Source organism: Kribbella sp. NPDC051586 (genome assembly GCF_044453965.1).
Classification (GTDB): domain Bacteria; phylum Actinomycetota; class Actinomycetes; order Propionibacteriales; family Kribbellaceae; genus Kribbella.
The window spans coordinates 571,366-593,025 of the sequence record NZ_JBITDF010000003.1; the positions used below are offsets into that span (position 1 = coordinate 571,366).

Annotated in this window: 24 protein-coding genes; 14 read left to right on the forward strand and 10 right to left on the reverse strand. The window is 69.3% G+C overall.

Annotated elements, in window-relative coordinates:
* The first annotated feature begins 242 nt into the window (after window positions 1-242).
* The gene (locus ACIA58_RS21565; protein WP_396405512.1) at window positions 243-497 is read left to right on the forward strand and encodes a hypothetical protein; all 255 of its coding nucleotides are present in this window, start codon (window positions 243-245) and stop codon (window positions 495-497) included.
* Between the two features lie 48 nt (window positions 498-545).
* On the opposite strand, the gene ACIA58_RS21570 is transcribed toward ACIA58_RS21565, so the two are convergent.
* Window positions 546-1,088, reverse strand: coding sequence for a hypothetical protein (locus ACIA58_RS21570; protein ID WP_396405513.1), 543 nt, complete (start codon window positions 1,086-1,088; stop codon window positions 546-548).
* 84 nt (window positions 1,089-1,172) lie between these two features.
* Between ACIA58_RS21570 and ACIA58_RS21575 the strand changes: the two genes are divergently transcribed.
* Window positions 1,173-1,613 (forward strand): SRPBCC family protein, encoded by a 441-nt coding sequence (locus tag ACIA58_RS21575; protein WP_396405514.1) that lies wholly within the window; start codon window positions 1,173-1,175, stop codon window positions 1,611-1,613.
* 3 nt (window positions 1,614-1,616) lie between these two features.
* Here ACIA58_RS21575 and ACIA58_RS21580 read toward each other — a convergent pair whose 3' ends face one another.
* Complete coding sequence (locus ACIA58_RS21580; RefSeq protein WP_396405515.1) at window positions 1,617-2,099, reverse strand: MarR family winged helix-turn-helix transcriptional regulator; 483 nt, start codon at window positions 2,097-2,099, stop codon at window positions 1,617-1,619.
* Between the two features lie 79 nt (window positions 2,100-2,178).
* Here ACIA58_RS21580 and ACIA58_RS21585 point away from each other — a divergent pair, with 79 nt between their 5' ends.
* Window positions 2,179-2,751, forward strand: coding sequence for an NADPH-dependent F420 reductase (locus tag ACIA58_RS21585; RefSeq protein WP_396405516.1), 573 nt, complete (start codon window positions 2,179-2,181; stop codon window positions 2,749-2,751).
* A gap of 16 nt (window positions 2,752-2,767) precedes the next feature.
* On the opposite strand, the gene ACIA58_RS21590 is transcribed toward ACIA58_RS21585, so the two are convergent.
* Complete coding sequence (locus ACIA58_RS21590) at window positions 2,768-3,397, reverse strand: LysE family translocator (protein WP_396405517.1); 630 nt, start codon at window positions 3,395-3,397, stop codon at window positions 2,768-2,770.
* A gap of 91 nt (window positions 3,398-3,488) precedes the next feature.
* Between ACIA58_RS21590 and ACIA58_RS21595 the strand changes: the two genes are divergently transcribed.
* Window positions 3,489-4,784, forward strand: coding sequence for a BNR-4 repeat-containing protein (locus tag ACIA58_RS21595; protein WP_396405518.1), 1,296 nt, complete (start codon window positions 3,489-3,491; stop codon window positions 4,782-4,784).
* 146 nt (window positions 4,785-4,930) lie between these two features.
* Here ACIA58_RS21595 and ACIA58_RS21600 read toward each other — a convergent pair whose 3' ends face one another.
* Window positions 4,931-5,515 carry a TetR/AcrR family transcriptional regulator gene (locus ACIA58_RS21600; RefSeq protein ID WP_396405519.1) on the reverse strand — a complete coding sequence of 195 codons (585 nt, stop codon included), beginning with the start codon at window positions 5,513-5,515 and terminating at the stop codon, window positions 4,931-4,933.
* A gap of 70 nt (window positions 5,516-5,585) precedes the next feature.
* On the opposite strand from ACIA58_RS21600, the gene ACIA58_RS21605 reads away from it, so the two are divergent.
* Entirely contained in the window at window positions 5,586-6,668 is a 1,083-nt protein-coding gene (locus ACIA58_RS21605; protein ID WP_396405520.1) for a serine hydrolase domain-containing protein, read from the forward strand.
* Here the strand turns inward: ACIA58_RS21605 and ACIA58_RS21610 are convergent.
* Complete coding sequence (locus ACIA58_RS21610; protein ID WP_396405521.1) at window positions 6,637-8,088, reverse strand: alkaline phosphatase PhoX; 1,452 nt, start codon at window positions 8,086-8,088, stop codon at window positions 6,637-6,639. The genes ACIA58_RS21605 and ACIA58_RS21610 overlap by 32 nt on opposite strands.
* Before the next feature lie 244 nt (window positions 8,089-8,332).
* Between ACIA58_RS21610 and ACIA58_RS21615 the strand changes: the two genes are divergently transcribed.
* Complete coding sequence (locus ACIA58_RS21615) at window positions 8,333-8,632, forward strand: hypothetical protein (protein WP_396405522.1); 300 nt, start codon at window positions 8,333-8,335, stop codon at window positions 8,630-8,632.
* A gap of 188 nt (window positions 8,633-8,820) precedes the next feature.
* Here the strand turns inward: ACIA58_RS21615 and ACIA58_RS21620 are convergent, their stop codons facing one another.
* The gene (locus ACIA58_RS21620; RefSeq protein WP_396405523.1) at window positions 8,821-10,089 is read right to left on the reverse strand and encodes a S8 family peptidase; all 1,269 of its coding nucleotides are present in this window, start codon (window positions 10,087-10,089) and stop codon (window positions 8,821-8,823) included.
* Window positions 10,090-10,137: 48 nt separating this feature from the next.
* Between ACIA58_RS21620 and ACIA58_RS21625 the strand changes: the two genes are divergently transcribed.
* The 3 genes from ACIA58_RS21625 to ACIA58_RS21635 all read left to right on the forward strand — a co-directional run bounded on the left by ACIA58_RS21625 (window position 10,138) and on the right by ACIA58_RS21635 (window position 13,881).
* On the forward strand, window positions 10,138-12,747 hold the full coding sequence (locus ACIA58_RS21625) for a CHAT domain-containing protein (protein WP_396405524.1): 2,610 nt from the start codon (window positions 10,138-10,140) through the stop codon (window positions 12,745-12,747).
* A 73-nt stretch (window positions 12,748-12,820) separates the two neighbouring features.
* The gene (locus ACIA58_RS21630; protein ID WP_396405525.1) at window positions 12,821-13,414 is read left to right on the forward strand and encodes an RNA polymerase sigma factor; all 594 of its coding nucleotides are present in this window, start codon (window positions 12,821-12,823) and stop codon (window positions 13,412-13,414) included.
* Complete coding sequence (locus ACIA58_RS21635; RefSeq protein ID WP_396405526.1) at window positions 13,411-13,881, forward strand: hypothetical protein; 471 nt, start codon at window positions 13,411-13,413, stop codon at window positions 13,879-13,881. Before ACIA58_RS21630 ends, ACIA58_RS21635 begins: the two co-directional genes overlap by 4 nt.
* On the opposite strand, the gene ACIA58_RS21640 is transcribed toward ACIA58_RS21635, so the two are convergent.
* Genes ACIA58_RS21640 through ACIA58_RS21650 form a run of 3 tightly spaced genes read right to left on the reverse strand, consistent with a single transcriptional unit; the run spans window position 13,871 to window position 16,620 of the window.
* Complete coding sequence (locus ACIA58_RS21640) at window positions 13,871-14,302, reverse strand: VOC family protein (protein ID WP_396405527.1); 432 nt, start codon at window positions 14,300-14,302, stop codon at window positions 13,871-13,873. The genes ACIA58_RS21635 and ACIA58_RS21640 overlap by 11 nt on opposite strands.
* A gap of 8 nt (window positions 14,303-14,310) precedes the next feature.
* Window positions 14,311-15,132 (reverse strand): IclR family transcriptional regulator C-terminal domain-containing protein, encoded by an 822-nt coding sequence (locus ACIA58_RS21645; RefSeq protein WP_396405528.1) that lies wholly within the window; start codon window positions 15,130-15,132, stop codon window positions 14,311-14,313.
* A 21-nt stretch (window positions 15,133-15,153) separates the two neighbouring features.
* Window positions 15,154-16,620, reverse strand: coding sequence for an amidohydrolase family protein (locus tag ACIA58_RS21650; RefSeq protein ID WP_396405529.1), 1,467 nt, complete (start codon window positions 16,618-16,620; stop codon window positions 15,154-15,156).
* Between the two features lie 182 nt (window positions 16,621-16,802).
* Here ACIA58_RS21650 and ACIA58_RS21655 point away from each other — a divergent pair, with 182 nt between their 5' ends.
* Genes ACIA58_RS21655 through ACIA58_RS21675 form a run of 5 tightly spaced genes read left to right on the forward strand, consistent with a single transcriptional unit; the run spans window position 16,803 to window position 20,969 of the window.
* Window positions 16,803-17,954 (forward strand): CaiB/BaiF CoA transferase family protein, encoded by a 1,152-nt coding sequence (locus ACIA58_RS21655; protein WP_396405530.1) that lies wholly within the window; start codon window positions 16,803-16,805, stop codon window positions 17,952-17,954.
* Window positions 17,951-18,748, forward strand: a complete 798-nt coding sequence (locus ACIA58_RS21660; RefSeq protein ID WP_396405531.1) for a citryl-CoA lyase — start codon at window positions 17,951-17,953, stop codon at window positions 18,746-18,748. The genes ACIA58_RS21655 and ACIA58_RS21660 overlap by 4 nt, the downstream gene beginning before the upstream one ends.
* Window positions 18,749-18,759: 11 nt before the next feature.
* The gene (locus ACIA58_RS21665) at window positions 18,760-19,623 is read left to right on the forward strand and encodes a hypothetical protein (RefSeq protein ID WP_396405532.1); all 864 of its coding nucleotides are present in this window, start codon (window positions 18,760-18,762) and stop codon (window positions 19,621-19,623) included.
* A complete protein-coding gene (locus ACIA58_RS21670; protein WP_396405533.1) occupies window positions 19,620-19,982 on the forward strand; it encodes a hypothetical protein in 363 nt (120 codons plus the stop codon). The genes ACIA58_RS21665 and ACIA58_RS21670 overlap by 4 nt, the downstream gene beginning before the upstream one ends.
* A gap of 9 nt (window positions 19,983-19,991) precedes the next feature.
* Window positions 19,992-20,969, forward strand: a complete 978-nt coding sequence (locus ACIA58_RS21675) for a zinc-binding alcohol dehydrogenase family protein (RefSeq protein WP_396405534.1) — start codon at window positions 19,992-19,994, stop codon at window positions 20,967-20,969.
* Here the strand turns inward: ACIA58_RS21675 and ACIA58_RS21680 are convergent.
* Window positions 20,953-21,633, reverse strand: coding sequence for an ATP-dependent Clp protease proteolytic subunit (locus ACIA58_RS21680; RefSeq protein WP_396405535.1), 681 nt, complete (start codon window positions 21,631-21,633; stop codon window positions 20,953-20,955). The genes ACIA58_RS21675 and ACIA58_RS21680 overlap by 17 nt on opposite strands.
* Window positions 21,634-21,660: the final 27 nt, after the last annotated feature.

Consider the following 21,660-nt stretch of genomic DNA (forward strand, 5'->3'; position numbering starts at 1 on the left):
GGTGAGCGGTCGGTTCATGCTTCTTCGTTCGGAACGGCGGCGGTCGCGTATGCGGAGCATCGGCCGGAGCTGTTGCGGGGCCTGAGATCGCCAGGGTTCTTGCACCCGGCGGCATCCTGGCCGGGCTGTGGAACGTCATGGACGACAGCGTCGGTTGGGTTGAAGGGCTCACGAGGGTCAGCGGGAGCGCCGCCATCGGTCCGCGTGACACGCCCGCCAGCTGGCGCGCCGAGACGGCCGGCATGCACCTTCCAAGGACTGGCGCAGCCCGCTTCGGCGATCCGGAGCAGCTCGAGTTCCCCCACGGCCAACGCCGTACGGCGGACTCCCTCGTCGCAACCCTCGCCACCCGCGCAGGCCTACTGGTAATGCCAGAACAGGACCGAACGGCAACACTGACCCGAATCCGCGCCTTCCTCGCAACCAAACCAGAGACCGCCCACAACGACTTCACCCTCCCCCTGCTGACCGCCGTACTGCGCGTACGACGCCTCTGAACGGATGGCACGTTGTCGGGGCCCCGGCCGATCGCACCGAGCGCCTGGTTATGTACCGGCTCCGCGTGGTTGGCGGGTGAGGATTCGACGGAGGCGGGTCAGGGCTTGGTCGGTGAAGAGGCCGGTCAGGGCGCCGGTGAGGACCAGGACTGCTACGCCGGCGCTGGAGGTGGACTCGTCGCCGATGCTGATCAGGCCGGTATTGACGGCGATGACCGAGACTGAGGCCAGGAGAGCGGACCAGAGAGGGCGCATGACGTACCACGCGACCTGGTGATTCGGGCTGCTCGTACGGGCGAAGGTCATGCTCTGCTGGATGACGCTGCCGACCGCCCCGGCGGCAGCGCCGACGATGAGCAGGCTCATGTTCAGCGTGACCGCGACAAGCCCCGGGATGACTGTGCGGCTCGCGACATGGTGTGGGCCGACGGCCTCCTGCGCCGCGACCAGGTGTTCTGCCAGGCCGTACGCCGCGACGAGGCACGGCAGTGCGATGAGCGCCTCGGCAATGTTGATGGCGACGATCAGCCGACGGTGGGAGCGCCGTACGGTCCTGGTCCGCCGCCGATGTGGTTCGAGTGTGTTGCTCATGATGATTCCCCCTCACCAGTCGGAGTCATCAACAGGCCGCCGCGATACACGACAGGTCGTCGTACAGTGCTCGGAGGAGGAACGATGGCTGTCGATGTGTTGACGGAGACGGTGATTGCGCGGCCGGTCGACGTAGTCGCGGCGTACGTCGGGGATCCGTCCAACGCGCCGGAGTGGTACGCGAACATCGAGTCGGTGGTGTGGCAGACGGAGCCGCCGGTCGGGGTCGGATCGCGGATGGACTTCGTCGCGCACTTTCTGGGCAGGCGGCTCGCGTACACCTATGAGGTCGCCGAGTTGGTCCCCGGCAGTCGCCTCGTGATGTGTACGGCGCAGGGGCCGTTCCCGATGGAGACGAGTTACGAGTGGTCGCCGGCCGGTGACGGCGCGACGCGGATGACGTTGCGGAACCGTGGCGAGCCGAAGGGGTTCGCCGGGGTCGCGGCGCCGTTGATGGCGGCGTCGATGCGGCGGGCGAACACCAAGGATCTGGCCCGGCTCAAGCAGTTGCTTGAGGCAACTTAAGGGTCAGCGGCGGTAGACGTCGCCGAGCTTGCCGTCGGGGTCGACCGACCCGAGGATGGCCTCGGTGATGCCGGCCAGTTGGGTGATCTGGTCGGGGGTGAGTACGTCGATGACGTGCTGCCGGACCGTCGCGACGTGGCCGGGGGCGGTGGCACGGATCTTCTTCCAGCCGTCGGCGGTCAGGCGGGCGTTCGTCGCGCGCGCATCCTCCGGACAAGGGAAGCGCTCGATCAGACCGCGGTCCTCGAGTCGCTTCACGACGTGGGACAAGCGGGGGAGCGTGGCGTTGGTCCGCTGCGCGAGTGCGGTCATCCGGAGCGTGCGCTTCGGCGCCTCGGAGAGCATCGCCATCACGTAGTACTCGTAGTGCGTCAGCTCCGCGTCGCGTCGCAGCTGGGCGTCGAGGACGCCGGGCAGCAGCTCGAGTACGGCCGCGAGCCGCACCCACGCGGTCATCTCCGTGTCGTCCAGCCAGCGTGTGCTCACGACAACAGTCTAATGGTTGTAGCTACAACTATTCTGCGCTATCGTGATGGTTGAAGGTACAACCAAAAGGAGCGAGAGCATGACGCACGTCAGCATCATCGGCAGCGGCAACATGGGGCAGGCGATCTCGTCGGTCGTTGCCAAGGGCGGCAACACCGTTGAGCTGTTCAACTCCACCGACAAGGACAAGCCGGTCACCGGCGACGTCGTGATCCTCGCGGTGCCGTACCCGGCGATCGACCAGGTCCTGGCCGACCGCGCCGACCAGTTGGGCGGCAAGGTCGTCGTCGACATCACCAACCCGCTGAACTTCGAGACGTTCGACTCGCTCGTCGTTCCCGCGGACGGTTCGGCGGCTGCCGAGCTGGCCGAGAAGCTGCCGGAGGCCAAGGTGCTGAAGGCCTTCAACACCACGTTCGCGGCGACGGTCGCGTCGGGGCAGGCGGGTCAGGTCCCGACCACTGTCCTGATCGCCGGCGACGACGCCGGCGCCAAGGCGCAGTTCGCCGGGATCGTGTCCGCGGGCGGTCTGAAGGCGGTCGACGCCGGGTCGCTGAAGCGCGCTCGCGAACTCGAGGCCCTCGGCTTCCTTCAGCTCACCCTCGCGATCGGTGAGAAGGTCTCCTGGACCGGCGGCTTCGGTCTGGTCTGAAGGACCTTCTGAAGCTCTACCGCAGCAACGCGAGCCGAACGCCGAGGCCGATGAAGATGCCGCCCGTCGCCGTGTCGATCCGGCGCCGGGCGGTACGGCGAGCGCGCAGCCAGCCGCCGATCCGCCCCGAGAGCAGCCCGACCGTGCCGTCGACGAGGAACTCGAGCACGATCAGGATCGCGCCGAGCACCGCGAACTGCAGCCACACCCGACCGTGGTCCGGCACCACGAACTGCGGCAGGAACGCGATCGTGAACGTCACCATCTTCGGGTTCAGCAAGTTCGTGGTGAGGCCGGTGAAGTACGCCTTCCGCCCCGACATCGCCGCACCGGCCGGCGCGTCGTCGATGGCGTCGTTGCGGTGCCGGATCATCTGCACCCCGAGATAGATCAGGTACGCCGCGCCGACGATCCGGACCGCGGCGAACGCCACCGGCACCGCCGCGAACAACGCGGCCAAACCGGCCGCGGCCACCGCGACATGCACCGCCTCACTTGTCGCGACACCCGCCGTCGCGAGCAACCCGGCCCGCGGCCCGCTGCGCATCCCGCAGCCGAGGATGAACAGCATGTCCGGCCCGGGCGTGATCATCGCGATCGTCGCGGTCAGCAGGAACGCGAGGAGAAGGTGCTGATCGATCGGCATGTCCCGATCCTCGCACGGCCTCCGGACAATCCTGCCCACATGCTGGCAAGCGCTTACCCAACGCGGCTGATCTCTGCAACACTGGGCGACCATGGATGCGCCTCGGGTGATCAATGACAACGGTGCTTGGTGCTGGTTCCAGGACGAGCGGGCGGTGGTGGATCCGGACGGCGGTGTGCTGGTCGCCGGTTCGATCGCCGCGCCGGAGGGGCCTGACGGGGACGAGCGGGCCGGCAATGTCGAGCTGACCCTGGTCGATCTGCGGTCCGGAACGAGCGAGGTCGTCGTACTGCACGAGCGGTTCGAGGCGGACGACCACGACGTACCGGCGCTGTGGCGGCGGCGGGACGGTCGTTGGCTGGCGGTGTACACCAAGCACAAGACGGACGACCTGACGCGGTGGCGGGTGAGTGAGCCCGGCGATCCGCGCACGTGGGGACCGGAGCAGACGTTCGACTGGAGCGAGTTCACCGGCGGCCGCGGTGTCACGTACTCGAACCTGCATGAGCTCGACGGCCGCCTCTACTGCTTCGCCCGAGCGGTGAACGACGACCCGTGCGCTCTGGTGTCCGACGACGAAGGCGACACCTGGGAGTACGCCGGCAAGCTGTTCACCCGCCCGAAGGTCGGATACGTCAACGGCTACACGCGCTACGTCTCGACACCTGAGCGCGTCGACCTCATCACGACGGACCACCACCCGCGCGACTACAACAACTCGATCTACCACGGCTATCTGGAGGGTGGTGCTCTGCACCGGACCGACGGCACGGTGGTGGACGCCAAAGCGCTCGACGCGGACGCGCCGTCGCAGGTGGAGCTGACCACGGTGCTCGCCGCGGACTCGGTCTGGGACGGCGAGCCGATGACGCACTGCTGGACCGTCGACATCCGTCGCGGCGACGACGGATGTCTCGCGGCCGTCCTGCTGGCGCGCCACGACGTACCGGAGAAGCCGGAGGACGCGTTCGCGCGACAGCACCCGGTGCCGGACCACCGCTTCTTCTACGCGCGCCTCGCTCCGGGCGGCACGTGGCAGGTGCGGCAACTGGCGAAGGCCGGCCACGGCCTGCTGGTCCATGAGAACGACTACACCGGCCTCGTCGCGATCGACCCGTACGACCTCGACTCGGTCTACGTCTCGACACCGATCGACCCGCGCGACGGCGCCGCGCTGAAGCACCATGAGATCTTCCACGCGCGCCTGAACGACGCCGGGGAGACCTGGACGCCGGTGACCGAGAACTCCGCGGTCGACAATCTCCGGCCGATCGTCGCGCCCGGCGATCCGGCTCGTGTCCCGCTGCTCTGGTTCCGCGGTGAGATGACGGCCTCGCAGCACTACGCGTGTGAGGTCGTTCTCCTGGATCGCCCGCGGCAGACATAATAACAAGCGGTACCAGCTCAGCCATGGCTGTTCCGGTACGACGGTTGTAGGTCGCGGTCCTGTGCGGGTACCTCGCGTTCGGGGCCACGCTGGCGTAGCGCTGGCGCTCGCGGTCGGAGCGGGACTGCTTTGTGTCCTGGTCGCGGTTACAGTGCCGACTCGAGCAGGGTCTCCACGATGACCCGGGCCTCCGCGCCGAGCTCCGGATCCTGGTCGACCGCGCTGATCAGCGTCGCGCCTTCCAGTACGACGACCAGTTGCCGCGCGGTCCGCTCGGGATCGCGAGCCCCGGCATTGGTCAGCAAGCGCTCGAAAAGCGCGCGGTAGAAGGCGAGATGCTCGCGCGCGAGCCGTCGCGGCGCGCCGTCCTGGCCACGGTCCTCGGTCGCGGCGTTCATCATCGCGCAGCCGCGGAACCCGGCCTCGGCGTACCAACTTGCGGCCAGGTCGAAGACGGCGAGGATCTGGTCGAGGCCGGGCGGTGCCTGCTCGACCGCGGCGTTGTACCAGGCGCGGACCCGTCGGGTGCGGTCGGCAAGCACCGCTTCGACCAGGCCGTCCTTGGATCCGAAGTTCCTGTAGATGGTCAGCTTGGACGCGCCGGCGGCCTCGACGATCTCGTTCATCCCGGTCGCGTGGATCCCGCTCCGGCCGAACACGTCCGCCGCCGCGCTCAGGATCCTGGCCTTGGTCGCCTCCGGATCCAATCGTTCCCCAGCCTTGACCGGCATGGTCCAACCACCTCCGGCCCCCAGCCTACCGAGCTGGACCAAGATGAGAACGATCGGTACCATCAAGCTCATGTGGACAGCACCGGGATTCGAGCACGTGGCCGAGGCCTTCGACCGGAACTTCGCGCAGCGCGGTGAGCTCGGCGCGGCGTTCGCGGCGTACCACCGGGGCGAGTTGGTGGTCGACCTGTGGGGTGGGATCGCTGATCCGGAAACGGGCCGAGCGTGGGATCGCGACACGATCCACCTGATGTTCTCCGGCACCAAGGGCCTCACCAGTGCGTGCGTTCTGCTGCTGATGCAGCGTGACCAACTGTCATTGGACGATCCGCTGAGTCGCTACTGGCCCGAGTTCGGTGCCGAGGGCAAGGATCGGATCACGGTCGCGGAGGTGTTGTCCCACCAGGCCCGCCTGCCGTGGGTGGCGGCCGGGTATGCCGACTTGTTCGACCACGACGTGATGGCTGCACAGCTCGCCGCGCAGGCACCGGCGTCCGATCCGCGCGCCGCGTTCATGTACCACCCGGTGACCTGGGGATGGCTCCTCGACGAGCTTGTACGGCGCGTCGACGGCCGCGTGGTGGGCCAGCTCTTCGCCGACGAGTTCGCCGTACCGCTGGACCTCGAGGTGTGGATCGGCCTGCCCGACGAGCTGCACTGGCGGGTGGCGACGATGGTGTCTCCGGAGGGTGTGCTCGTCGACGGACCCTGGTCGGAGCTGAACCGGCCCAACCCGCTGTGGGTCCCGGGTTCGGAGAAGATCTGGAACAGCGAGGAATATCGCAGCGCCGGGCTCGCCGCGGTCGGCGGCTACGCGACGGCGCGAGGGATGGCGAAGTTCTACGCGTCCCTCCTGGGTGACGGCGTCCTGTCGCCGGAGACCGTCGAACTCGGTCGCCGGGAGATCCGGCGCGGCATCGAGCCGACGTGGGGGAGTCCAATGGTTTACGGCGCCGGCTTCGAGCTGCAGACCGGCGACGGGCCGGCCGACGCGTTCGGTCACGCGGGAGCTGGCGGCTCGCGGCACGGCGCGTGGCCGGGCCGCGAGACCGCCTTCTCCTACTTGATGAACGAGGTACGCGTCGGACCGGACGAACGCTCGCTCACCCTGCTGGCGGCGCTCAGCCGAGGTAGTCGCGCCACGGGCCGGTGATGGCCAGCGTGATGCCGGGGGTCTGGATGTTGACGAACAGCACCTTGCCGTCCTCGGAGAACGACGGACCGGTGAACTCGGAGTCGTTCAGCATGTTCCGGGCGATGGCGTACGCCGGTCCGCCCGGCGTCGCGCTCAGCACGTGGCTGCTGGCCTGACCGTCCTCGGCCAGGATCAGCGAGCCCCACGGCGTCACGGTGACGTTGTCCGGGCTGTCGAAGTTCAGGTCGTCGTACTTCGCCTCGGGCCCCTTGTTCGCGGCGGCGTTCTCGGGAAAGTACGTGACCAGCTGGATGGTGCGGGCCTCGTAGTCGTAGAACCACACCATGCCGTCGTGCGGCACGGCGTCGGCGGGCAGGTCGGCGGTGCCGGACTCGGCGTAGGAGTTCACCACGTACACGCCCTGCTTGGTGCCGTAGACGCCCTCGAACTTCTTGCCGCGGGTGATCTGGCCGTCGGTGAACTGCTTGCGGACCGAGGTCGTCGCGCCGTCGCGGTCCGGCACCGCCACCCACGCGGTCCGGAACGGCCGGAGCAGCTGGGCCGACGTCAGGTACGCGACGTCCGGGATCGGCTTGCCGTCGTCGCCGAGGATCGCCAGCGCCTCGAGCGTGCCGAAGTCCTTGTCGGCCAGGTCCTTGTAGCTGCGCGAGCTGAGCCGGTAGCCGCGGGGCGCCGACCAGCGGTAGAACGTGCCGTTGGGGCCGGAGGCGTCCTCGGACAGGTAGATGTGCGTGCGGTCCTCGTCGATCGCGAGCGCCTCGTGCGCGTACCGGCCGAGGGCCTTGAGCGGCACGGGGTGCGCGGTCCTGCCGTCGCCCCACACCTCGAAGACGTAGCCGTGGTCCTTCAGCCGGGTGGTGCCGTTGGCCTTGCTCTCGGTCTCCTCGCACGTCATCCAGGTGCCCCACGGGGTGGGACCGCCGGCGCAGTTCGTCAGCGTGCCGGAGATGCCGACCCACTCGCCGAGGTTCTTGCCGTCCTTGTCGACGTCGATGACGGTGCAGCCGCCGGCCGAGCCGACGCCCGCGTCGTACACGGTGCCCTCGAGCTGCGGTACTCCGAGGGCGTTGTTGTCGCTGATCTCGTGGTTCTGGATCAGCTGGTAGCGGCCGTGGCCGGCGCTGAAGACCGCGGTGCCGTCGTGCAGGCCCGGCGTCGGGTGACCGCTCTTCAGCTTGGTCTCGCCGGCCTGCGTGACGACGCGGTACTTGAACCCGGCCGGCAGCGCGAGGATGCCCTTCGGGTCGTCCAGCAGCGGCGGGAAGGGCCGGTGCTGCGGGAACGGGGTGTGGCCGTTGCGCGCCGACGATGCCGGGGCGGCCTCGGCGAGGGTCGGTACGGCGCCGACGGTGGTGAAACCGACTCCGGCCGCACCTACGGCGGCTCCCCGGAGGACGGAACGACGATCGACTGACATGCAATGCTCCTTGGACAGGCGGTTCCCGAGTCCCCCCGATCCTTCAGGGCTCCGGGTCACGACCGGCAAACAGAAGCTGAACAACATTCGTCCGATACATCTGCAACGAATGCAGGTACGCCGGCGTCTACTGTGGGAGGTGATCGTGATGCGGACAGTGAGTGTCGTACTGCTGACAGCTGGCCTATTGGTTGCTTGCGGCAATAACACCGGCACCGACACCGGAACGGGAGCGAATCCTTCGATGACACCGAGCCCCTCGAGCAGCAGCAGTACTCCGGCCGGCGGACCCGTCGAGCAGGCCAAGGCCGACCTGGCCGAGCGGCTGAGTGTCGATGCGACCCGGGTGACGGTGGTGAGTTCGGAGGAGGTCACCTGGTCGGACGGCAGTCTCGGCTGTCCGGAGCCGGGGATGATGTACACCCAGGCGCTGGTGCCGGGTGCGCGGATCGTCCTCGAGGTCGACGGGACGCAGTACCAGTACCACTCCGGCGCCAACCGCGCCCCGTTCCTCTGTGAGCATCCGCAGTCCCCGACCGGCTGAAAACTTTTCGATGACCGGGTGTATCAACCTGCACCGAGGGTGACTCCGCACAAATGGGGGGTAAGCCTTCGGGTTGTCGCAGGGGGGAGGACAGCGCGGAGGCGCGCAGAGGGGGAGGCTGAGGCGGTGCGGAAGTCCGGCGGTCAGGCCGGTGATTCCGCATCGCCTCAGCGCGTGATCCGCCGGGCTCAGCTCACGGACGGGATCGCGTCTCCGGCCCGCAGCACCGGACCGACGCCCGGCTCCGGCTGGGTCAGCGCGAAGGCGAGCAGCGCGTCGGCGGCCTGCTTGGCGTTCTCACCGGTGAGCGACATCCGGCCGGCGATCAGGCCCGCGACGAGCGGCGTCGCGAACGACGTACCGCTCCAGCGCGCCATGCCGGCGAACGAGCGCAGCTGGCCGGCGTTCGGCGGTTCGGTGCACTCGTAGTCGCCGGTGAGGAACGCGTTCACCAGATTCTCGCCCGGGGCGTAGACGTCGACCCAGCCACCGAAGTTGCTGAACGACGCCCGGTCGCGGCCGTTGTCCGCGAGCGCGCCGACGCCGACGGTCTCCGGGAACGCGGCCGGCCAGAAGTAGTCCCGGCTCGCTTCGTTCCCGGCCGCGGCGACCAGCGTGAGGCCGTTGACGCGGTTCAGCCGGGTCTGGATGAACACGTCCAGGCCGAGCGCCGGCAGGTCGAACCGCGTCCTGGTGCCGGCCGAGAGGCTGATGATGTCCGGCGCCAGGTCGAGTACTTCGTCCAGGGCCGCCGCGAGGTCGAACTCCCACATCGCGCCGGCCGAGGTGAAGTAGCTCTTCACCACGATCTCGACGTTGCGGGCGATCGCTCGCATCACGCCGGCGATGAACGTCCCGTGCCCGGCGTACGGCCGGATCCGCCCGGAACCGTCGAACGCGTTCTCCGGATCACCGGTCACGCCGTTCAGCCAGTACGCCGCGGGTGCGTCGGACCAGCCGACGTCGAGTACGACGACCTTCACGCCCCGCCCGTCCGCGGCGCCCGCGGAGAGGAACGGCGTCGGTAGCGCCGGGTCCGGCGGGATCCCGGGCGGGACCTCCTCGGGCTCGGTGGCCGGACAGGGGCTGACGCTCGGCGTCACATAGAACAGGTGCTCGGGCGTGACCACGCCGCGTCCGAGCCGCAGGTCGGCGTACTTGAGGAATCGCTGGGTCGTCGACCGGTCCTCCGGCGCCTCCGGCGGAACCTTGTCCGGCAGCAGCAGCCTGGTGACCCCGCCGATCCCGCCCTCGGCCGGGCGCCCGCCCTGGAAGAGCTCGATCACCCGGGTGAGGTCCTCGTCCCGGACCAGGACGACCCCCGTGCGGTACAGATAGTCGGCGCCTTCCGGCCGCTTCTCCCAGTCCTCGGGAGACACTTCGACCTCGCGCCCGAACGCGGCCAGAATCAGTTCGATCTGAGCGACGTATTTTCGGTCGCTCGTTTGATCCGCCATTTCCTTCCTTCCCCCCTCGATGAATGTAACGGCCGTTATCATTTCAGAATGCCGACGGCCGGGGGGAGTGCCGAGGCGGCAGAAAATCTGCTGCCACTCGCGTTGTCGCGCCCGCACGATGCGATCGCGTCCGCGCGCAGCCTGCTGGCGAGTGATGCCCGCGCGGTCGAGGCCTCGATCGCGCACCAGGCCTGGGGCATCGGTCTGCGTCAGCTCGGCGACGTCACATCGGCCGTGCGCGAGTTGCGCACCGCACTGCGGTTGGCGGAGCAGTCCGGGCGTTCCGAGCGTGAGGCGGATGTCCTTGCCACGTTGGGCGCAACGCTCGGTCGCGCGGGCCGGAGTCGCGAAGGTCTGGCGCGCCTCGATCGTGCGGTCGAGCTCAGTCGCGGTGCGCTGACGGGGCGCGTGCTGGTACGGCGCGCCGACGTACTGCTCGTCCTCGGTCGGCATCGCGAGGCGCTGGACGACCTGCGGTTGGCGATCGCGCGGTTGCGGCGTTCGGGCGATCAGGTCTGGGAGGCGCGGTCGCGGAACTATCGCGGATTCATCCAGCTCGCGCTGGGCGGGACGAAGCGTGCGGACGCGGATTTCGCAGTGGCCGAGAAGTTGTACGCCGCGACCGGTCAAGAGTTCGAGTACGCCGAGGCGCGACAAAATCGTGGATTGGTCGCGTACTCGCGGGGCGATCTTCCGTCGGCGCTGCGCTATCTGGACGAAGCCGGCCGCCGGTTCGCCACGGTCGGTGTGGCGTGGCCGGACCTCGCGATCGACCGCTGCGGCGTACTGCTCGCGGCCGGGCTCAGTGCCGAGGCGCTGGCCGAGATGGATCAGGCGATCGCTCAGATGCAGGCAGAGGGCGGTACGGCGACCAAGCGCGGCGAGCTGTGGTTCGCCGCCGCGACGGCAGCGCTCGCGGCGGGCGATCCGGAGGCGGCGCGGGAGCGGGCCGATCGGGCGCGGCGGTTGTTCTCCGCGCAGCACCGCGAGTGGTGGTCGGTCCGTTCGTCGATGGTGCAGCTGGAGTCTCGGTATCAGTCCGGCGAGCGCGGCGAGCGGTTGTTGCGGCGGGTGGGCGCGGTGGCTCGGCGGCTGGATGCGCTGGGTGCGTCCGAGGCGTCGGCCGCGCATCTGCTGGCGGGTCGGCTCGCGCTGGCGGACGGTCGGTCGCGGACCGCGGATCGCGAGCTCGAGCTCGCGGGGAAGCACAGCAAGGATGCGCCGCCGATCGCTCGGAGCGCGGGCTGGCTGGGGAAGGCGTTGCGGGCGGAGGCTCGGTCCGATGTGCGCGGCATGTTGGCGGCTTGCGGTCGAGGGCTCGATGCGTTGGACGAGCATCGGCTGACGATGGGGGCGACCGAGCTTCGGGCATTGGCGACCGGCCAGGGTGCGGAGTTGGCGGAGCTGGCGCTGCGGGATGCGTTGCGGCGGGACGATCCGCGGCGCCTGCTGGTCTGGGGCGAGCGGTGGCGGGCGACTGCGCTCGGCGTTCCGCCGGTTCGGCCGTCGGACGACGAGCAGCTCGGCGCTGACCTTGCGGCGTTGCGGGACGTCGTACGGCGGTTGGACGCGTCGCCCGATCCTTCGCTGGACAAGGAACGTCGGCGACTGGAGAAGGCTGTTCGGGATCAGGCGTTGCGGGCGCAGGGCGGCGCGTTGCCTGGCGGCGCGGCGCGGTTGGACGTCGACGCTCTGGTCGAGGCGTTGGGCGAGACGGTGCTCGTCGAGCTGATCGAGGTCGACGGCATGCTGCACGCGGTGGTGGTACGGGACGGGCGGATCAGTCGGCACGAGGTCGGCCCGCTGACGGCCGCGGCGGTCGAGGTCGAACGCTCCCGCTTCCGCCTCCGTTGGTTGGCTCACGGTCGAGGAGCGCGTGGTCAGGCGCAACGAGGGCCGTCGCTGGAGGTGTTGGGGGCTCGGCTCGGGGACGCGATTCTCGGGGCGGCGCAGGAGCAGATGGGGGATCGGGCGGTGGTGATGGTGCCGCCGAGCCGGTTGCAGGCGTTGCCGTGGGGGCTGGTGCCGGCCTTGGCCGACCGGTCCGTCAACGTGGTGCCGTCGGCGGCGACCTGGTTGCGGGCGCGGCGGTTGCGGCCACCCGCCGATCGGCGTGTCGTGCTGGTGCTCGGTCCGGGGTTGTCGGCCGGCCGGGCCGAGGTCATGCGGTTGGCGGAGAAGTATCCGGACGCGACCGTGCTGGCGGACGGCGATGCGACCGCGGAGAAGGTCCTGCGCGAGCTCGACGGGGCCTGGATCGCACACATCGCCGCGCATGGGACGTTCCGCGCGGACAGTCCGCTCTTCTCGTCGTTGCGGCTCGACGACGGGCCGCTGACCGTGTACGACTTCGAGCGGCTGCGCAGAGCGCCGTACCGGATGGTGTTGTCGAGCTGCGACTCCGGCCTCGCGAAGCCGGTCGGCGCGGACGAGCTGCTCGGGTTGAGCAGCAGCCTGATCCCGTTGGGTGCGGCGGGAATCCTGGCGAGCGTCGTACCGGTGAACGATCCGGCCACCGCGCCGCTCATGCTCGCGTTGCACGACAACCTGCAGGCCGGCCAGTCGCTCGCGGCCGCGTTCGCCGGGGCGCGGGCCGAGGCACGGGGCGATCCGGTCACTGTCGCCGCGGCGCGATCGTTCGTCGCCCTCGGCGCTTAGCGACCGGTTGTATCAGCAGTCGTCCGGACCGACTCTGTACTAGTGAAGCGGTCCGGTGAGAAAGGGGGGCGGCATGCGGGACGACCCGACAGTCGTCGACCTGGTCACCCGGGCCAGGGACGGCGACAAGAGCGCCTGGGACGAGCTGGTGGAGCGCTACGCGCCGCTGGTCTTCTCGGTGTGCCGACGGTGCCGATTGGCGCAGCCTGATATCGACGATGTCGGGCAGAGTGTCTGGCTGCGGCTGGTCGAGCACTTACCCGGTCTGCGCGAGCCGGCCGCCTTGCCGGGGTGGATCGCGACCACGACCCAGCGGGAATGTTTCCGGCTGATCCGTTCGACCAGCCGGGTCGAGCCGGTCGACATCGCGGAGTCGGCCGATGTGCCCGAGCAGGCGATCGCCGAAGAGGAAGTACTGCGGCACGAGCGCCGCGCGATCCTGCGGACGGCGTTCGCCGAGCTGTCGCGGCGGTGTCAGCTCCTGCTGGCGCTGCTGATCCAGGACCCGCCGGCGCCGTACGACGAGATCAGCCGGCGACTGCAGGTGCCGATCGGCAGCATCGGGCCGAACCGGGCCCGCTGCCTGACCCGGCTACGGCAGACCCCGGCGCTGGCGTTGCTGGCCGCGGACGGACCCGAAGGATTCGATCAAGGGACGAGGAGGTGAGAACCGTGATTCATCCGGACTGGAACGACGACGAGAAGTTGATCGATGCCCTGCGTGACGCGCTGGGGTCTACCGATGAGGTGCCGACGGCGTTCGTCGACGCAGGCAAGGCGGCGTTCGCGTGGCGGACCATCGACGCCGAACTGGCGGCGCTCACCTACGACTCGGCCTGGGACTCACTCGACGCACTCGCGATCCGCTCCGAGAGCGCGATCCTGCGGTCGCTCACCTTCGCCTCCGACGGCTGGACGGTCGAGCTCGAGCTGACCCCCGACGCAGTGCTCGGTCAGCTGGACCCGCCCGAGGCCGGCACGGTCAGTGCCCGCGGCGAGGGCGGCAAGCTGTCGGCCACGGACATCGACGACCTCGGCTTCTTCGTCCTCCATCCACCGCCCAACGTTCCATACCGTTTGGTCTGCGCAACGCGCTCCGGCACCACGATCCTCACCGGCTGGATCACGCCGTAAAGACCTGCGAATCGTCCGCGAACGCCTTGAATTCCAGGGCGTTCCCGGCCGGGTCGAGGAAGAACATCGTCCACTGTTCGCCGGTCTGGCCCTGGAAGCGGACGTACGGCTCGATGACGAACTCGACGCCGGCCGCCTTCAACCGCTCCGCGAACTCCTGGAACTGCTCGACGGTAAGGATCAGCCCGAAGTGCGGCACGGGTACGTCGTGGCCGTCGACCGGGTTGTGGATCCGCTGCCGGCGCTCCGGGGCGAGGTGCGTGACGAACTGGTGGCCGCGCAGGTTCCAGTCGATCCAGGACCCGGAGCTGCGGCCTTGCTCGAGGCCGAGGACCTCGCCGTAGAAGTGCCGGGCCGCGTCGAGGTCGTCGACCGGCATCGCGAGATGGAAGCGCGGAATGGGGGAGTCGAGAACTGTCATGCGGCCATTCAAGCAGTCGTTTCGCGCTGTTGCTCGATCTCGACGTGGGGACGAGATTGCCAGAGCGCCCACTCCGCACTCACGTCGCCCGCAGCACGCAGCAGGAGCGGGAGGTGGTCGTGCAGCAGCGTGTCGACGGTGGTCTCGGCGGCATGGACGGTCACGTTCATCGCGGCCCGGACCGTACCGGTACCGTCGCGGACCGGTGCCGCGACCGAGCGGACGCCCGGCGCGAGCTCCTCGTCGGCCAGCGCCCACCCGCGGGCGCGGATCTCGGTGAGCTGGTCGTGTAGCTGCTCCGCCGTCCGGCCGATGTACGGCGGAAGTCCGGCGCGACTCGGCAACGCGAGGACATCGGCCAGCTCGTCGGGGGAGAGGGCGGAGAGCAGCACCTTGCCCTGTGAGGTCTGCGCGGCCGGGAAGCGGGTGCCGATGTCGACCCGGAGCGCGATCAGCTTCGGCACCGATACCCGGGCCACGTAGACGATGTCGGAGCCGTCGAGCTGCGCCATCGACGACGACTCACCGGTCCGCGCGACGAGCGATTCGAGGTGCGGTTTGGCGATGTCCCAGAGTCCGAGCGAACCGACGTACGCCATCCCGAGGGTGAGGACCTTCGGGGTCAGCTGGAACGCGCCGTCGGTGGTGCGGACGAAGCCGAGCTCCTCGAGAGTCAGCAGGAGGCGGCGCGCGGTCGGCCTGGCGAGACCGGCCGCGCTTGCGACCTCGCTGAGCGACATGGTCCGGTGGCCGGCGTCGAAGCAGGCGAGCACATCCAGCCCGCGAGCCAGCGACTCGACGAAATCCGGACCCGCGCCACGCCCTGCCATCAGTTCTTCCTCCTCGATCGACTACGACTCACCGAAGATGGTGCCACGTGCTTCCCGCGTCGAGTCGGACTTGTAGTCGGTGTACTGGTACGGGTTGTCGAGCACCTCGCCCTTCGGGAGCTCCGGGTTCATCCCGCTCCGCCACGCCTCCTCGCCCAGACTCGAGCGCAGGTAGTCGACGGTAGCCTCGACCTCCTGGCGGACGGCGGACAGGTCGCAGCCGACCAACTCGTGCGCGAACTTCACCACCCGGCCGTCGACGATGACCGTGTGCACGTCGCCGCGCTGGGCCTGGAACGCCACCTGCCCGTACGGGTTGATCAGCGGGAACGACACCGGCGACGCATCGTTCTTGATCAGGATCACGTCGGCCTTCTTGCCCGGTTCGAGGCTGCCGAGGTCGTCGCGGCCGAGTGCCTTCGCGCCGCCGCGGGTGGCCCACTCGACGACATGCTCGGCGCGTAGATGGCTGTGGGTCACGGTGGCGCCCTTCATGTGCGCCTCGAGGTGTTCGCGGGCCCGATCGGCGCCGAGCGTGGTCCGCATCGAGCTGAACAGGTCGCCGCTCCACCACACGCTCGTGTCCATCGACAACGACACCGGGATGTCGTGCCGGCGTACCTGCCAGGTGGGCGGGTAGCCCTGGCCGGCGCTCTGCTCGGACTCGGTCGAGACCGAGATCGATCCGCCGGTCGCGGCGATCCGCTGGTACGAGTCCGTCGTCAGCGTGGCCGCGTGGACGTAGATGTTCTGCGGGGTCATGAAGTCGTTCTCGTGCATCAGCTTGATGCCGTTGTCGTTGGTCGCGCCCCACACACCCGCGTGCGTGGTCACGCCGAGCCCGAGCTCGCGCGCCACCTCGAACGCGGCCCGCTCCGGGAACGCCGGGTCGCCGGTCACGTCGAAGGCCAGTTGCAGACCGAGCTGCGAGTCGTCCCGCAACCGCTCCAGGAACGACCGCACGGCCGGGTCCGCGGTCCACTCCCACGGTCCAGCCTGAATGTTGCCGTAGGCAAGAACAAACCGCCCGGGTACCGCGCGCAACGCGTCCGCGGCCGCCTCGGCGTGGTCGACGCTCTGCAACCCGTGCGACCAGTCGACGGTCGTGGTCACACCTGCCTCGAGCGACTCCCAGGCCGAGGTCAGGTTGCCGGCGTGGATGTCCTCCGGCCGGAACGTCTTGCCGTGCTCGAGGTAGTACCAGACGAAGTACTGCGTCAGCGTCCAGTCGGCGCCGTACGCGCGCATCGCGGTCTGCCACATGTGCCGGTGGGTGTCGATCATGCCGGGCATCACGATGCCGCCGGTCGCGTCGATCACCTGGGTGTTCTCGGGGACCTCGAGGGCCGGGCCGATGGCTGCAATCTGATTGTCGGCAATCAGCACGTCGCCCTTGTCGACGATCGTGTGGCGATCGTCCATGGTCAGCACGGTGCCGCCGCGCAGCAGTACCGGACGGCCGGCGATCGGTGGTTCGGCGGTGGTCATCTGATCCCCTCCCAGGAGCAATCGGACAGGCGTCCGTATGACGGTCAATGGGGCGGTGGGGCTCACTATTGGAGTCGGTGCGAACGGTGTCAAGGTCTCGGACAGGGCGGTTGACAGGCGGATCCGGGCCGGTTGAGACTGAAGCGCGGACAGATGTCCGTAGATGACGTCGGGGAGGTCGTGTGACGGGTCCGCTCTCGGGACTGCTGGTGGCCGACTTCTCCCGGATCCTGGCCGGGCCGTACGCGACCATGCTGCTCGCCGACCTCGGCGCCGACGTGGTCAAGGTCGAGGCGCCCGGCGGGGACGACACCCGGTCCTGGCAGCCACCGGTCCGCGACGGCATCTCGACGTACTACCTCGCGGTGAACCGGAACAAGCGGTCAATCGCGCTCGACCTGAAGGACGCCGGGGACCGCGCGGCGGCGCAGGAGCTGGCGCGCCGCGCGGACGTGCTGGTGGAGAACTTCCGGCCGGGCGGGCTGGCCCGGTTCGGCCTGGACTACGAAACCGTTGCCGAGGGCAACCCGAAGCTGATCTACGCGTCGATCAGCGGATTCGGCTCCGGACCGAAGGGCGCCGAGCTGCCCGGGTACGACCTGATCGTGCAGGCCATCTCCGGGCTGATGAGCCTGACCGGCGACCCCAACGGCGAGCCGTTCCGGGCCGGGATCTCGGTCTTCGACGTGATGGCGGGGTTGCACGCGACGATCGGCGTACTGTCCGCGCTGAACGCGCGGCACGAGACCGGTCGCGGTCAGCACGTCGAGGTCAACCTGCTGTCGTCGGCGCTGTCCGGGCTGGTCAACCAGTCGAGCGCGTACGTCGCGGGCGGCGTCGTACCGCTGCGGATGGGCAACAGCCATCCGAGCCTCTTCCCGTACGAGCCGATGCCGTGCGCGGACGGGGACCTGATCATCACGGCCGGGAACAACGGGCAGTTCCGCAAGCTCGTGGAAGTCCTCGGCGTACCGGAGCTGGCCGACGATCCGCGCTTCGACCGGAACGAGAAGCGGACCGCCAACCGGGAGGAGCTGCGGCCGTTGCTGATCGCGCGGTTGGCGACGCGGACGAAGCTGGAGTGGTTCCGGGACATCATCGCGGCCGGCGTGCCGTGCGGGCCGATCAACACCGTCGACGGCGGGGTGGCGTTCGCGGAGGACATCGGGCTGGATCCGGTGGTGACGGTCGGCGGGATCCCCGGTGTGCGGAACCCGATCACGTTCACCGGCAATTCGGGCGGTGCCGATGGCGCCGCGTCGTACCGGCTTCCCCCACCGTCGCTCGACGAACACGGCGCCGAGCTGAGGAAGTGGCTGGAGGCTGACCGATGAGCGACGACCAGGTCGTACCGCCGGCGTTCCCGACCTCGCTCGGTACGTCGACCGCCGACGAGATCCGCCTGCTCGGGCAGGATCTCACCGCTGATCTGATGGGGAAGGTCGGGTTCGGCGAGCTGGCGTTCTGGCTGGTCGCGATGCGCCGGCCGACACCGTCGGAGACCCGGGTGTTCGAGGCGGTCCTGGTCGCGTTGGCGGATCACGGGTTCACTCCCACCGCGATCGCCGCCCGGCTGACGTACCTGTCGGCGCCCGACTCCTTGCAGGGTGCGCTGGCCGCGGGTCTGCTGGGTGGCGGATCGCGGTTCCTGGGCGTGACCGAGGACTGCGGACAGTTCCTGCACGCGGCGCTCGGCGAGGACCTTCCGGCGGATGATGCGGGCTGGGACGCCCTCGCGCTCGAGCTCGTCGAACAGTCCCGCGCCGACGGAACGTACATCCCTGGTCTCGGGCATCCGGTGCACAAGGTCCAGGACCCACGGACCCCGGTGCTCATCGGAATCGCCCGCGAGGAAGGTCTCGAAGGTCCGCATCTCAAACTCTTCCAGGCGATCGGGCGCGTGCACGAACAGGTGCTGGGCCGCAAGCTCCCGTTGAACGGCGCCGGTGTGTGCGGCGCAGCGCTCGCCGACCTCGGCCTGCCGGTCGAGTTGCTGCGGGGCTTCGCGCTGCTCGCGCGGGCGGCGGGCCTCCTCGGCCAGCTCGCCGAGGAGCGCCGGCGTCCCATCGGTATGGACGCCTACCTGACTGTCGATCGCAACGCCGTCTACGTCGATCCGGAAAGCTGAAGGAGCACCACATGGCAACAGTCGCCGCGGTGATCGCCTCCACCCACCATCCGTTCTACTACCGTGCGAGCACCGCTACCGGGGCGGACCGGCCGCCGTTCGCCGATGAATGGGTGGCGAAGATCGAGGCCTTCCGGGAGACGTTGACGAAGGCGCGCCCGGACATCCTGGTGATGGTCGGCAGCGATCATTTCCACCAGTTGTGGCTGGACAACATGCCGCAGTTCCTGGTCGGCAAAGCGCCGTACTTCGACGCGAACTGGTACAACGAGGAGCGCGAGTTCGGGCTGCCGCGGATGCGACTGGCCGGCGACGAGCAACTGGCGTCGCACCTGCTGCGGAACGGGCTGGACGCCGGCTTCGACCTTGCCTTCAGCAACGAACTGCGGATCGACCACAGCATCACCTGCCCGATCATCACGCTGCGCCCGGAGGCGGACCTGCCGATCGTGCCGATCTACACGAACATCTTCGCGCCGCCGCTGCCGCGTCCCGGCCGGTTCGTCGAGCTGGGCCGGACGATCCGGCAGCTGGTCGAGTCGTGGCCGATCGACAAGCGGGTCGCGATCATCGGCACCGGGCACCTGTCGCTGGAGCTCGGCGGGCCGCGGCAGTTCGGCGAGCATGGGCCCGACCCGGAGTTCGACCGCAAGGCGGTGGAGTGGATCGCGAGCGGCGACGTCGAGGGATGCCTGTCCGAGGTGACGCTGGACAGCCTGCACCAGCCGGGCAACGCGACGCACGGGTTCATGGACTTCATGCTCATGATGGGCGCCGCAGGGGCGGGGGCGAAGGCGGATCACGTCGACTCGCTGGACCTGTTCCACACCATGGAGGCGTACTTCACCTGGTACCCGAACGGAGTGCCGGCATGAGCAAGTACCTGCTGGACAAGTTCCTCTACACCGTCGACCGGGATCCTGAGCTGGTCGAGCGCTACCGCGACGATCCGGCCGGCACGGTGGCGTGGTGGGAGCAGGAGCGGGCCAACGAGATCCTGAACTGCGCGGTCGCGGAGAAGTCGACGTGGCTCGCGTTCACCGACGACGAGCGGAAGGCGTTGCGTGACCATGATCATGTCGCGCTGTTCGGCCTCGGCGCACATCCGTTCCTGACGCTGACGCTGTTCATCGCAATGTTCGAACGGGACCACGGGCCGCTCGAGTACCAGAAGGCGTACGGTCGTGTCCTGCAGGAGCACTACTCGTTGCCCTATCCCGACATCGCCACCTGAGGAGTTCGCGTGCGAGCCGCTGTTCTGCACACCCATGGTGAGCCACCGGCGCACGGCGACCACCCGGCGCCGGTCGCGTCCGAGGGCGTGTCGATCGTCCGCGTCACCGCGGCTCCGATCGTGCCGCTCGATCTGTTGTGTGCTTCCGGTACGTCGTACTTCGGGCCGCCGGCGCTGCCGTACGTGCCGGGTGTGCAAGGCGTCGGCGTGGTCGAACAGTCCGAGGTGGTGGCGCCGGGGACACGCGTGTTCTTCGCGACCTCGGCCGGGATGGCCGCCGGCAACGGAAGCTTCGCGGAGTTGGCCGCCGTACCCGATGCCGACCTGGTGCCGCTGGACGCGACCGGCGTGAGCGACGCTGCGGTTGCGGCGATCGGGTTGTCGGGGGTTGCCGGGTGGATGGCCTTGACCTGGCGGGCTGAGATGGCGGCGGGGGAGCAGGTCCTCGTGCTCGGTGGTGGCGGTGCGGTCGGGCAGGTGGCGATCGGGGCGGCGAAGGTTCTCGGGGCGTCGCGGGTGGTGGCGGTGGCGCGGTCGGAGGCGTCACAACAGCGTGCGCTGGCGGCAGGCGCGGACGAGGTGGTTGCCGCGAGCACCGAGGTCGACCAGCTGACGGCGGCCCTCGGCGAGCCGTCGTACGACGTGGTGATCGATCCGGTCTTCGGTGCGGCGGCAACGGCTGCGGCGCGGGTGCTTGCTGCGGGCGGGCGGCTCGTCAATCTCGGTGGGTCGTCGGGTGACGAGGCGGTGTTCTCGTCGTCGGTACTGCGGAGCCGGACCGCGAGTGTTCTCGGGTACACGAACAACGCGCTGACGGCGGACCAGCGGCGTGACGCGCTCACCGCCGTACTGCAGCATGCGGCGTTCGGCGCCATCGCGGTGGCACATGAGACCGTCACGCTCGACGAGGTCGCGGACGCGTGGAAACGTCAGGCGACCGGCGATACCGCCGGCCGCCTGGTGCTGACGATCACAGCAGCTGGGTGATCAGGCCGTAGTCCTTTGCCTCCTGGGCGTTGAGGACGCGACCTGGGTCGAGGTCGGTTGCCACCTCGTCGGCGGAGCGGCCGGTGGCGTGGGCGATCAGGTCCCGGAAGCGGGCGACCTGGCGTTCGTGGTGGTCGGCGAGGGTGGCGAGCTGGTCCGCGGTGCCTTCGGCAACGAAGTGCGGCAACGACAGGACGAACATGGTGTGGCGGTGGGCTTCGCGCTGCGCGGCCGCCGCGAGTACGCCGACGGCCGGACCGCGAACGGTGCCGCGGGCAACGGCATGGACCGGCGAACCGACCAGGTCGATCGCGGCGGCGAGCGCGAGTGCGGCTTCGAGCTCGGAGTCGGCGGAGGACAGCTGCAGTGTGACCAGGTCGTTGCTGTGGGCATCAAGCAGCAGGAGCTGCGCCGTCACGTGACTTGCGAGTGCGTCGTCCAGCCGGCCACTGACCAGGATGGTCCGTTGCGCGAGCAGCCGGTCGGCGAGCTCCCGCTCGAGGCTGATCGAGGTCGGCTCGTACCAGGTGGGCAGGATGGGCTGCGGGGCCGGCTGAGGCGTCCCTGGCGACGGTGCGGGTCCCGGCCTGCTCGGGGTCGCGGGCCCCGGGCTCGGGATCTCCGGACCCGGCGGCCAGAGTGCGGCGGGCTTGTCCAGGTACATGCTTTCCTCCCGGTTGCTTCGTTCCCC